We start from the raw sequence: 10,910 nt of genomic DNA on the forward strand, positions 1-10,910 counted from the left end.
AAACGATCAAGTTCCGTAAAGCATCTCGTCCTGCCGCTTGCGCAGCGCAAACAGGCGGGTGGTCGAGTCCGGAGCGGCATTGTCGACGGTCAGAAGTTCGCCCTTGCGGACCGGCTTCAGCACCTTGCCGCCTTCCAGCAGGCCGACAGGCACGGCGCGGCTGGCGCGGGCTTCCTCGACGGTCATCGTCCATGAGCGATAGCATGTCTCGCCGATGGCATCCAAGGTGTCGCCAGCCTTCAGGTCGCGCTTGGCGACTGCGCAGACTTCCGCCACCGGCCTTGGCAGCGGCACCATGTCGGGACGGCCATACAAGGCGATGCGGGCGGCGGTCAGCGGCACCTCAAGCGAGGTCAGGTGATAAGGCCGGAAGAAACTGTAGTAGGGACCGTGGCCGATATGCAGATCGTCCATGCGCTCGATGATGCGCGGATGCGTCGCCTCGACGACGACAAAGACGCCCGGCGCCACGCCCTTGCCGATCGTATAGTCCACCACGCCCTTGCGGCCGAGCACGCCGCCGTCCTCGCGCGGAATGAGCACCTTGGCGAGATCGTCGCGGTTGACATTGGGTCCGTGCATCCCCGGCACGTCCGGCACGAGGCCGGTGGCGTTGGCGATGGCGCACATCTCGACCATGGTCTTGGAGCCATCGACGAACTCCACCAGCATGCGCGGGTTCATGTTGCGGCGCGCGGCTTCCTCGCGATAGTCGTCCGGCACCGCATCGTGATTGAGCGGGTTGTTCTTGCCCTTGCCGGCGGAGACGATGGTGTAGCCCAGCGCCGAAGCGAATTCGATCAGTTCCATGCAGGACGAAGGCTCGTCGCCCGCGCCGACCGAATAGACGACACCCAGCCGGTCTGCCTCCTGCTTCAGCAGGCAGCCGATGGTGACGTCGGCCTCGACATTCATCATCACCAGATGCTTGCCGTGCTCCATCGCCATGAGGTCGAAATCGGCGGCGACGCCGGGTTTGCCGGTCGCGTCGATGACAATGTCGATCAGCGGATTTGTGACCAGGTTTTCGTTCGAGGTGATGGCGATCCTGCCGGCTTCGATTGCCGCTGTGACGCCTGAGGGAGTGTCGGCCTCGCAGGCCATGGCCTCGTCGCCATAGGCGATGCGAATGGCGTCACGCGCGGTATGCGGACGGCGCGTGGAAACGGCGCAGACCGAAATGCCGGGCATCAGCATGCCCTGGGTCACAAGATCGGTGCCCATCTCCCCCGAACCGATGACGCCTATGCGGACCGGACGCCCTTCGGCGGCGCGTCGTGCAAGATCTCGGGCAAGCCCCGTCAGGGCGACATTGGTCATGAGAAGTTCCGGACAGGCTTTGATTGTGGCCGCAATAGCAGCCAACACCCCTTACTTGTCAACGAAACAGGCCTTGCTCTAGATTCTTGTCGCCCGTTGGCGGCTGGTCACGATTGCAGATCGCCTGAAGCGGGAAGCGTCTGGATTTTGTTGAAGACGCCGAAAATGTTCTTTAATTCATTGAGTAGCGACGGCGTTGGTAAGAAACTGTCGCTCACGACAGTGGAGATTGAGCATGGATAAAGCGGTAAAAAACCCTGGCCCCGACCATCCCATTACAATCGAGCGCAACCCGGACCGAATCATCGTTACCTTTGCGCGGCAGATCATCGCGGACACCAAGGACGGGCTGATCCTCAAGGAGGCGGACTATCCGCCTGTGCACTATGTTCCGCTGAAAGATGTCAATGTGCCGCTGCTCAAGCGCACCGACCACACCACCCATTGCCCCTATAAAGGAGACTGCTCGTACTACACCATCGTCGTCGGCAAGGGCGGCGAGAACGCGGTGTGGCAATACGACAAACCCCACGAGGCAGTCGCCGCGATCAAAGATCATGTGGCCTTTTATCCGGATCGGGTCGAGATAACCAACCAACCGCCCGTTGGCAGGCCAGCGCTGGGCCGTACATCGGCTATCGGTGGACGATGGACTGGTGCTGCGAGAGAGGATTGAACTCTCGACCTCTCCCTTACCAAGGGAGTGCTCTACCACTGAGCTACCGCAGCTTCCGGACGCGGCGCTTCTGCCACATCACTCCCTTGAGCGCAAGTTGTGTGTTGTGGGCTTTTGTGCTGCCGTTTGCGACATGACCGCGCCATAATGCCGGCTCTTGCTGCGCGGCATGGGAACGGACGATGAGCGACAACCCCAGGACATCAAAGGCGGCCACCGCGCCCAAAAGTCAGGGCGACCAGCGCAAGGCGCGGCTGGCGGAGCAATTGCGCGCCAATCTTGCAAAACGCAAGGCGCAGGTGCGATCGCGCCGGACCGGACAGGCAGACATGCGCCCAGAGGGCATCGAGACCTCCGGAGACAGCAGCGATGGTTAGGGCGATACCGTTCCACACCCAGACTGTCGGTTTTAAGCAACGCGCGCGGAAAACATTGCGCAGTTCCTCTGCGCCATCACTCCAGGCAATCCTATTTCTTGAACCGGATCGGGCAATGGTTTAGACGGACCGATCTACGCTCAACCGATTAAAAGCCGGAAAACCCGGCTAGGGGACGTTGTTTTATGGATCGTATCAGGATTGTCGGCGGCAACCAGCTTGCCGGTACCATCCCCATCTCCGGCGCCAAGAACGCGGCGCTGCCTTTGATGATCGCTTCGCTTTTGACCGACGAGACGCTGACGCTGGAGAACGTGCCGCATCTTGCCGATGTGGAGCAGTTGACTCGTATTCTCGGGAATCATGGCGTCGACTATTCCGTCAATGGCAAGCGCGACCATCAGAACGGCAATCCGAGCGGCTATTCGCGCACCATCAACTTCTCCGCCCGCGACATCGTCGACACCACTGCGCCCTATGATCTGGTGTCCAAGATGCGCGCATCGTTCTGGGTGATCGGCCCGCTGCTGGCGCGCATGGGCGAGGCCAAGGTCTCGCTGCCCGGCGGCTGCGCCATCGGCACGCGCCCGGTCGATCTGCTGCTGGAGGTTTTGCAGTCGCTCGGCGCTGAAATCGACATCGACAACGGCTATGTCATCACCAGGGCGCGAAATGGCCGGCTTGTCGGAAATCGCCACACCTTTCCCAAGGTGACTGTCGGCGGCACCCATGTCGCGCTGATGGCGGCGGCCCTGGCCAAGGGCGAGACGGTGCTGGAGAACGCCGCGCGCGAGCCGGAAATTGTCAACCTCGCCGAATGCCTGAACGCCATGGGCGCGAAAATCCACGGCGCCGGCACCCCCACCATCACCATTGACGGCGTCGACCGCCTGACCGGCGCCAGCGTGCGCGTCATCCCCGATCGCATCGAGACCGGCACCTATGCGATGGCGGTAGCCATGACCGGCGGCGATGTGCTGCTGCAAAACGCGCGGCCCGACCTGCTGCAATCCGCCCTCGATATCATCGGCCAGACCGGGGCCGAGATCACGCCGACCAATGAAGGAATCCGCGTCAAACGCAACGGCGGCGGCATTTCCCCCGTTGATGTGACCACCGAGCCCTTCCCCGGCTTCCCGACCGACCTGCAGGCGCAGTTCATGGGCCTGATGACGATGTCCAAGGGCAAGTCGCGCATCACCGAGACGATCTTCGAAAACCGCTTCATGCATGTGCAGGAACTCGCCCGTCTCGGCGCCCACATCACGCTGTCCGGCCAGACGGCCATCGTCGAGGGCGTGTCGAAGCTGAAGGGCGCACCGGTGATGGCGACGGACCTTCGCGCTTCGGTGTCGCTGGTCATCGCCGGCCTCGCGGCCGAAGGCGAAACCACCGTCAACCGCGTTTATCATCTGGACCGTGGCTTCGAACGGCTGGAAGAGAAGTTGTCCGGCTGTGGCGCGGTGATCGAGCGCATTTCGGCCTGACGGCCATCGGTTGAGGCCGGGCTGCGCCCACCACGGTTGCGCGGCCCGCAAAGACCGCCTAACAGAAAGGCGATCGAAACCTTCGCAGGTGCGAAATCCCTATGTCCGCACTCAAGCTAGCCGCCCTCGACGAACAGGACCTCGACATCATTTCCGCGCATGTGCAGGACGCGGTGATGAAGATCGGCGACCTGGAATATCTGCCGGCGCGGCAGCGTTTCGTGCTGCCGATGAACCGCTTCGCCTGGGAGGTGAAATCCGGCCTCTTCCGCCGGCATAATGAGCGGCGGCAGAGCGTGCTGCATTTCGACCGTGTCATCGGCGCCAAGACCAGCGGGATCGCGCGCGACAAGCCGGACGAGGTGCTGTCGCTGCTCGCCGTCAGCTTCGTGCCGCTGCAGGCGCCGTCCGGGCTGGTCGAACTGATCTTCTCCGGCGGCGGCGCCATCATGCTCGATGTCGAATGCATCGAGGCGCGGCTGGCCGATCTCGGCGGCGCCTGGCAGGCCACGTCCCGCCCCTTCCACAAGGCCTGAGCGATGGCCATCACGCTCCGCCAGTCCGATGCCGATTTCGAACGGCGCTTCGCCGCCTTCCTGACAACGAAGCGCGAAGTGTCGGCCGATGTCGATGCGACGGTGCGTGAAATCATCGCCCGCGTCCGCGCCGAAGGCGACGCCGCGCTCATCGATTACACCAAGACATTCGACCGGGCCGATCTTTCAGCCGTCGGCATTGCCGTGTCGCGGGAAGACATCGCCGGGGCTTATGCAGCCGCCGATGCCGATACGATCGAGGCGCTGAAATTCGCGCGCGACCGCATCCGTTCGCACCATGAGCGCCAGCGGCCGAAGGACGACCGCTATGTCGATCCCGCCGGCGTCGAACTGGGTTCCCGCTGGACGGCCATCGAGGCGGTCGGGCTTTATGTTCCGGGCGGTACGGCCAGCTATCCAAGCTCGGTTCTTATGAATGCCGTGCCGGCCAAGGTGGCGGGGGTGGAACGCATCGTCATGGTGGTTCCGGCTTCCGGCGGCGCGGTCAATCCGCTGGTGCTGGTGGCGGCCGATCTCGCTGGCATTTCCGAAATCTACCGCGTCGGCGGCGCTCAGGCGATTGCGGCGCTGGCTTATGGAACCGAGACGATCAAGCCGGTGGCCAAGATCGTCGGCCCGGGCAATGCCTATGTCGCAGCGGCCAAGCGGCAGGTGTTCGGAACGGTCGGCATCGATATGATCGCCGGCCCTTCCGAAGTGCTGGTCGTGGCGGACGGCAGCAACGATCCGGAATGGATCGCCGCCGACCTTCTGGCGCAGGCCGAACACGACGTGTCGGCGCAATCGATCCTGATCACCGACGATCCGGCCTTCGCCGGCCGTGTCGAAGAAGCTGTCGCCCGCCAGATCAAGACCCTCTCGCGCGCCGAAACGGCGGCGGCGAGCTGGCGCGATTTCGGCGCGGTGATCCTCGTGGAGAATTTCGACCGGGCTTTGCCGCTGGTGGACCGTATCGCCGCCGAGCATGTCGAGCTGGCCATCGAGAATGCGGAAGGCTTCCTGTCGCAGATGCGCAATGCCGGCGCCGTATTCCTTGGCCGCCACACACCCGAAGTGATCGGCGACTATGTCGGCGGTTCCAACCACGTTCTGCCAACGGCGCGTTCGGCGCGTTTCTCTTCCGGCCTTTCGGTGCTCGATTTCGTCAAGCGCACGTCCATATTGAAGCTCGGTCCCGACCAGCTTCGCGCCCTGGCGCCGGCGGCCATCGCGCTGGCCAAGGCGGAAGGCCTCGACGCGCACGGCCGCTCCGTCGCGATCCGGCTGAACATGTAGGCACCGATGTCGCCCTCCGGCCAGAACAACGCCAGGCTGATCGATGTCGAGCTCGACGAATCGATCGGCCGATCGACGCCGGATGTCGAGCATGAGCGCGCGGTAGCGATCTTCGACCTGATCGAGGAAAACAGCTTCCAGCCCGTCAATGACGATGGTAGCGGGCCCTACAGGCTGAAGCTGTCGCTGGCGGATTCGCGTCTCGTCTTCGCGGTCAGCCGCGAGGGCGGCGACACGGTGGTCACCCATATCCTGTCGCTGACCCCCTTCCGGCGCATCGTCAAGGACTACTATTTGATCTGCGAAAGTTACTACGACGCCATCCGCTCCTCGACGCCGAGCCATATCGAGGCCATCGACATGGGCCGGCGCGGACTGCATAATGAAGGCTCGCAAACGCTGAAGGAGCGGCTGGCCGGCAAGATCGACATCGATTTCGGTACGGCGCGCCGGCTGTTCACGCTGGTCTGTGTCCTTCACTGGCGCGGGTGACGGGAAAGCCGTGGCGTCAGGCGAACGCATCCCGCAATCCATCCTCTTCATGTGCCGCATGAATGCGGTCCGTTCGCCCATGGCCGAGGCGCTGGCGCGGCGCATGCTGCCCTCCGCGACCTTCGTCGCTTCCGCCGGTGTACGCACCGGCGATCGTGATCCTTTCGTCGACGCGGTGTTGGCGGAGGACGGCCTTTCGCTCGAAAATCACCATTCGAAAACCATGGAGGAGATGGAGGACGACTATTTCGACCTGATCATCACGCTGACTCCCGAGGCGCACCACGCTGCCATCGAACTGACCCGTTCGGCAGCCGTTGAGGTGGAATACTGGCCGACACTCGATCCCACGGCGGCCAGCGGCACCCGCGATCAGATCATGGCTTCCTACCGCGATGTGCGCGAGCGGCTGAAGGCGCGGATCGCCGCCCGCTTCCTTTCTGCGGTGGCAGGCGGCGAGGCCGATTAAGCGTGTTCACAAAGCCACTATAATCATATAGGTTCCGCGCCAATTCCAGCCGGGTCGCTGGAAACCAATCCAAACCAAAGGGTTCGAATGCCGAAGGAAGAAGTCCTCGAGTTTCCGGGTGTCGTGACGGAACTGTTGCCCAACGCGATGTTCCGCGTGAAGCTCGAAAACGAACACGAAATCATCGCCCATACAGCCGGCCGCATGCGCAAGAACCGCATCCGTGTGCTGACGGGCGACAAGGTTCTGGTCGAAATGACCCCCTACGACCTGACCAAGGGCCGTATCACCTATCGTTTCAAGTAACGCGTCCGTTCCGGCTGGAATCGCGATGGCCAATTCGCAGAAGCTTGTGCTTGCCTCGGCCTCCCCGCGCCGGATCGAGCTTTTGCAGCAGGCCGGCATCGAGCCGGACCGGATCCTGCCGACCGACATAGACGAAACACCGCTGCGGGCCGAACATCCGCGCTCGCTCGCCAAGCGGCTGGCGAAGGAAAAGGCCGAAAGAGCGTTGCTTTCGCTCATGGGCGAGGCCGGCTACCAGCCGGGCTTCGTGCTTGCCGCCGATACGGTGGTGGCGGTCGGCCGCCGCATCCTGCCCAAGGCGGAAACGATCGACGACGCTTCCTACTCGCTGCAATTGCTGTCCGGCCGCACGCACCGGGTCTACACGGGCGTCTGCCTGATTGCGCCAGGCGGCAAGGTGCGGCAGCGTCTTGTCGAGACACGGGTGCGCTTCAAGCGGCTGCCGCGCGCCGAGATCGACATGTACATCGCGTCGGGCGAATGGCGCGGCAAGGCCGGCGGCTATGCCGCGCAAGGCCTCGCCGGTTCCTTCATCGTCAAGATGGTCGGGTCGTTCACCAATGTCGTGGGCCTGCCGCTGTATGAAGCGGTGGCCCTGCTGGCGGGCGAAGGCTTCGACATCCACCGCGGCTGGCCGTCCAGCCGCCTTTCCTGACCGACAAGGAAACGGCATGGCAAGACCATGATCAGCAAAGACAGCGCCGTAACCCCGTTGAGGCCACGCCGCCCCTGCCCCGAATGCGGCAAGCCTTCGACGCGCGAAAATTATCCGTTCTGCTCGCCGCGCTGCAAGGACGTCGATCTCAACCGCTGGCTGAAGGGCGCCTACGCCATCCCGGTGCGCGACGACGAGGACGACGAGGACGGAACCGCGTCAAAACCAGCCGAGGAGTAAGCTGGCTGTGGCTGTCCGCTGCCCCCGTTTCTCCAAGCCGCCAAGCTGCTGAATCATCTCCGCGACGATTGCTTTTCCACCATCGATATCAAGCGCGAGCATCCCGGCGTGGACCGGCACGAATTTCTCACGCGGAACCCATGGTACGGCGGCCGGAGCGGTCTTTCATGCATCGTGGAAAATCGGCTCGGCAGCGCTGGACAGGCCGGATTCTCGTGCTATAACCCACGCGCTTTCGAGGGTACGCAACGCCCGGCAAAGCTTCCGCAAGCGGCGTCAAACCGCTTCCCGGACAGGCCCAGGTAGCTCAGTTGGTAGAGCAGCGGATTGAAAATCCGCGTGTCGGTGGTTCGATTCCGCCCCTGGGCACCATTTCACTTTCCCATCGCTTCTCACGACGTCTCACCAATCAATACAAATCAATGACTTAGCCTAGTTTGGCGGTTTATGGTGACCCACCGCGTGCCGTTGCAACGCATCGGTTTGTGGGTAACGATTTAGGCGTTACCCATTACCCGGGAGGTCCGTTACCCATGTCTCTCTCCGACTTCGCCTGCAAGAACGCTAAGCCCAAAGATAAGCCGTATCGTCTTGCTGATGGCGACGGGCTTTATCTCCTCGTCCGGAACAACGGCTCCAAACTCTGGCAACTGCGGTACCGCTACCTGGAGAAGGAAAATATCCTCTCCTTTGGAAAATACCCGCTGGTGTCACTTCTCGACGCGAGAGGAAAGCGCGACGAAGCCAAGAGGCTGTTGATCGCCGGCATTAACCCCTCCACCAAGCGCAAAGAGGAGAAGACTGCCGCCATCACGGAAGCACGCACCACCTTCGCCTTGGTCGCTGAGGAGTATGTCACTCGGATGGAAGAACGGGACGCTGCGGCGGCTACTATCACCAAAACCAAATGGCTCCTGGAAGATCTGGCCGGCCCACTCGCCAAGCGCCCCATTAACGAGATCACTCCAGCCGAAATTTTCCAACTCCTCCAGAAGATCGAAAAGAGTGGTCGAAGAGAGACAGCGCGGCGTTTACGCGGCGTGATAGGCAGCGTCTTCCGCTTGGCCATTGTCACCTTACGGGCAGAGGCCGATCCAACCCTACACCTCCGGGGCGCTCTCCAGCCCCCGAAAGTCAACGGTCGTGCCGCTATCACCGATGGAAAGAAGTTCGGCAAGCTCCTGATGACGGTCGACGAATACGACGGCTGGCCAACCATCAAAGCCGCCCTCCAGTTTCTTGCCCTCACCTGTGTCCGTCCCGGCGAAGTACGGGGCGCCACACGCGACGAGTTCGACCGAAAGAAGGCCGTCTGGCATATTCCGGCCGAGCGCATGAAGATGCGTGCTCCGCACGACGTGCCACTGTCCAAACAGGCGCTTTCGATCTTGGGAGAGGTCTGGCAGCTCTCAGAGGACGGCGGCCTGGTCTTTCCTTCGATCCGCTCCACAAAACGGCCGCTTTCCGAGAACGCCATGAACGCTGCGCTACGACGCATGGGCTACGGAAAGGACGAAGTGACCGCCCATGGTTTCCGGGTGACCGCGAGCACCATCCTCAACGCCCGCGACTACGATCCAGACGTGATTGAAGCTGTCCTGGCGCACCAGGACAAGAACGCCATCCGGCGGACCTACAACCGAGCGACCTATTGGGAGCAGCGGGTCACGCTAATGCAGGAGTGGGGAGATCTGCTAGACGCGTTGAAGGCGAACCATTAGTCTTAAACGCATTCCACGATCGGATCGCTGTTTTCCGTGTTGGCGTTGATCGCTGTACTTGAGCCGTTCAGCCGTGCGTCTCCAAGGCCGCGACGAACTCGGTTGCTTCTTTCCGATGCCGCGCCACATCCGCGCGGGTAGCAGCCCGGTTTAACCGGTAAGCCGGCAGATCTCCAGCAATCGCCTTCAGGTCGCTAAGAACGGACGCGATGTGCGGCCATGGAAAATCCGTCGGGTCGCCAATGTCCCGGTCGGCGCCAACAATCATTTCCAGTTTTGCCACTATACCCACGAGAGACTGAGCAGCGACGTTGGGAATCGCATCCTGAAATCGGAGCGCCTCGGTCATCGCAAACACTTCGGCCTCTCGAATCACCGCATATTCCGATCCCTCCTCCGACGCGGGCACCGAAGTTCGACGCGTTTTCGGTTCTCCATCGGTCAATACCGGAATTCCGGGATTGACCATCATTCGCGTCTCCAACCGCTGCTGCACCCGGCAAAGGACCAGCGACACGTGCCGAGCGCGGTGCCAGTCGTTCCACAAATTCAAAGCAGGATCGGGAGAGCTGCCCCTAGAGACTTGGCGAAAACCATTCATTTCGGATGACCATTTGCGTTGACGACGGGGTTTCACTCCATAGCATACTGAATGACGAATAGGAACTATCGTTCCTGGAATGATCGTTCCATTCCCGAGTTATCTCTTGGGATGGACCTCAAGGAAACCTTGGCTATCAATTTACGGCGGGCCAGAAGCAGCCGAGATCTAACGCAAGAGGAATTGGCCGAGCGATCAGGTCTGAGCGCGCGCTACATTGGAGCGATTGAACGCGCTAGTGTATCGGCCAGTGTCACGGTTCTCGGCCGAATTGCGGACGCGCTCGGGATGGAGCCAGAAGCCCTGATCCGCACGTCGAAGAAGGGGCGTTGAGGCAAGGCGTGCGCATAGCTGCATGCTGGCGCCCCCTTTATACAACATCGTAGCGAACGGGCGGCGGTGCGCGTCGGCTTCGGGCTCATCTTGGTTAGTCGAAGATAGAGATGTGCGATCCAAAAACTGCCGTTGGTTCGCCGATACCGAACAGCGGCTTCGCGCCCCCAACCCGGTCGTTGAGCGGGCTATCAATAAATTCGGAAGCGGGCATCCGAGCGATCAACCGAGTCGACTCCATGGAGTGAGCGCTGTGGGCACGACACCCCGAGACGGTAGGTATCACTGCCGTGGAGTTGACCACCTAATGTGTCGCGGGACGGCGAAATTCCTCATTTTTGTGGGCATAAGAGCCACCACATCTCCAGCTTTCCAAGCTGGCTATGAGGGTGCGATACCCT

The 10,910-nt window shown here is 61.9% G+C and carries 14 protein-coding genes and 2 tRNA genes; 13 read left to right on the forward strand and 3 right to left on the reverse strand.

Features of this window, described 5'->3' with window-relative positions; translation table 11 throughout:
• Nucleotides 1-6: 6 nt before the first annotated feature.
• Nucleotides 7-1,320 carry an NAD(P)H-dependent oxidoreductase gene (locus tag J2X35_RS08890; protein WP_056114961.1) on the reverse strand — a complete coding sequence of 438 codons (1,314 nt, stop codon included), beginning with the start codon at nucleotides 1,318-1,320 and terminating at the stop codon, nucleotides 7-9.
• Nucleotides 1,321-1,555: 235 nt separating this feature from the next.
• Here J2X35_RS08890 and J2X35_RS08895 point away from each other — a divergent pair, with 235 nt between their 5' ends.
• The gene (locus J2X35_RS08895; RefSeq protein ID WP_082542530.1) at nucleotides 1,556-1,996 is read left to right on the forward strand and encodes a DUF427 domain-containing protein; all 441 of its coding nucleotides are present in this window, start codon (nucleotides 1,556-1,558) and stop codon (nucleotides 1,994-1,996) included.
• Here the strand turns inward: J2X35_RS08895 and J2X35_RS08900 are convergent.
• A tRNA-Thr gene (locus J2X35_RS08900) sits at nucleotides 1,975-2,049 on the reverse strand. The two genes, J2X35_RS08895 and J2X35_RS08900, sit on opposite strands and share 22 nt — an antisense overlap.
• Nucleotides 2,050-2,178: 129 nt before the next feature.
• Here J2X35_RS08900 and J2X35_RS08905 point away from each other — a divergent pair.
• From J2X35_RS08905 to J2X35_RS08955, 11 genes are all read left to right on the forward strand, one after another.
• A complete protein-coding gene (locus J2X35_RS08905; protein WP_310184024.1) occupies nucleotides 2,179-2,373 on the forward strand; it encodes a hypothetical protein in 195 nt (64 codons plus the stop codon).
• Nucleotides 2,374-2,558: 185 nt separating this feature from the next.
• A complete protein-coding gene (gene murA / locus J2X35_RS08910; RefSeq protein WP_310184026.1) occupies nucleotides 2,559-3,860 on the forward strand; it encodes a UDP-N-acetylglucosamine 1-carboxyvinyltransferase in 1,302 nt (433 codons plus the stop codon).
• Nucleotides 3,861-3,961: 101 nt separating this feature from the next.
• Nucleotides 3,962-4,396, forward strand: coding sequence for a DUF2948 family protein (locus J2X35_RS08915; protein ID WP_056114951.1), 435 nt, complete (start codon nucleotides 3,962-3,964; stop codon nucleotides 4,394-4,396).
• Nucleotides 4,397-4,399: 3 nt separating this feature from the next.
• Nucleotides 4,400-5,692: a histidinol dehydrogenase gene (gene hisD, locus J2X35_RS08920; RefSeq protein WP_310184029.1), complete on the forward strand. Its 1,293-nt coding sequence runs from the start codon at nucleotides 4,400-4,402 to the stop codon at nucleotides 5,690-5,692.
• Between the two features lie 6 nt (nucleotides 5,693-5,698).
• Entirely contained in the window at nucleotides 5,699-6,184 is a 486-nt protein-coding gene (locus J2X35_RS08925) for a UPF0262 family protein (RefSeq protein WP_310184031.1), read from the forward strand.
• Nucleotides 6,185-6,233: 49 nt separating this feature from the next.
• Nucleotides 6,234-6,653: a low molecular weight phosphatase family protein gene (locus tag J2X35_RS08930; protein ID WP_310186074.1), complete on the forward strand. Its 420-nt coding sequence runs from the start codon at nucleotides 6,234-6,236 to the stop codon at nucleotides 6,651-6,653.
• 87 nt (nucleotides 6,654-6,740) lie between these two features.
• Complete coding sequence (infA, locus tag J2X35_RS08935) at nucleotides 6,741-6,959, forward strand: translation initiation factor IF-1 (protein ID WP_006200926.1); 219 nt, start codon at nucleotides 6,741-6,743, stop codon at nucleotides 6,957-6,959.
• Nucleotides 6,960-6,984: 25 nt separating this feature from the next.
• The gene (locus J2X35_RS08940; RefSeq protein WP_310184458.1) at nucleotides 6,985-7,614 is read left to right on the forward strand and encodes a Maf-like protein; all 630 of its coding nucleotides are present in this window, start codon (nucleotides 6,985-6,987) and stop codon (nucleotides 7,612-7,614) included.
• Between the two features lie 30 nt (nucleotides 7,615-7,644).
• Complete coding sequence (gene yacG / locus J2X35_RS08945) at nucleotides 7,645-7,854, forward strand: DNA gyrase inhibitor YacG (RefSeq protein ID WP_056116468.1); 210 nt, start codon at nucleotides 7,645-7,647, stop codon at nucleotides 7,852-7,854.
• A 296-nt stretch (nucleotides 7,855-8,150) separates the two neighbouring features.
• Nucleotides 8,151-8,226, forward strand: a tRNA-Phe gene (locus tag J2X35_RS08950).
• 161 nt (nucleotides 8,227-8,387) lie between these two features.
• Nucleotides 8,388-9,575 (forward strand): integrase arm-type DNA-binding domain-containing protein, encoded by a 1,188-nt coding sequence (locus J2X35_RS08955; protein ID WP_310184460.1) that lies wholly within the window; start codon nucleotides 8,388-8,390, stop codon nucleotides 9,573-9,575.
• A 67-nt stretch (nucleotides 9,576-9,642) separates the two neighbouring features.
• On the opposite strand, the gene J2X35_RS08960 is transcribed toward J2X35_RS08955, so the two are convergent.
• On the reverse strand, nucleotides 9,643-10,047 hold the full coding sequence (locus J2X35_RS08960) for a hypothetical protein (protein WP_310184462.1): 405 nt from the start codon (nucleotides 10,045-10,047) through the stop codon (nucleotides 9,643-9,645).
• Between the two features lie 240 nt (nucleotides 10,048-10,287).
• Between J2X35_RS08960 and J2X35_RS08965 the strand changes: the two genes are divergently transcribed.
• On the forward strand, nucleotides 10,288-10,509 hold the full coding sequence (locus tag J2X35_RS08965) for a helix-turn-helix transcriptional regulator (protein ID WP_310186077.1): 222 nt from the start codon (nucleotides 10,288-10,290) through the stop codon (nucleotides 10,507-10,509).
• Nucleotides 10,510-10,910: the final 401 nt, after the last annotated feature.

Source organism: Mesorhizobium sp. BE184 (assembly GCF_031457045.1).
GTDB lineage: Bacteria > Pseudomonadota > Alphaproteobacteria > Rhizobiales > Rhizobiaceae > Mesorhizobium.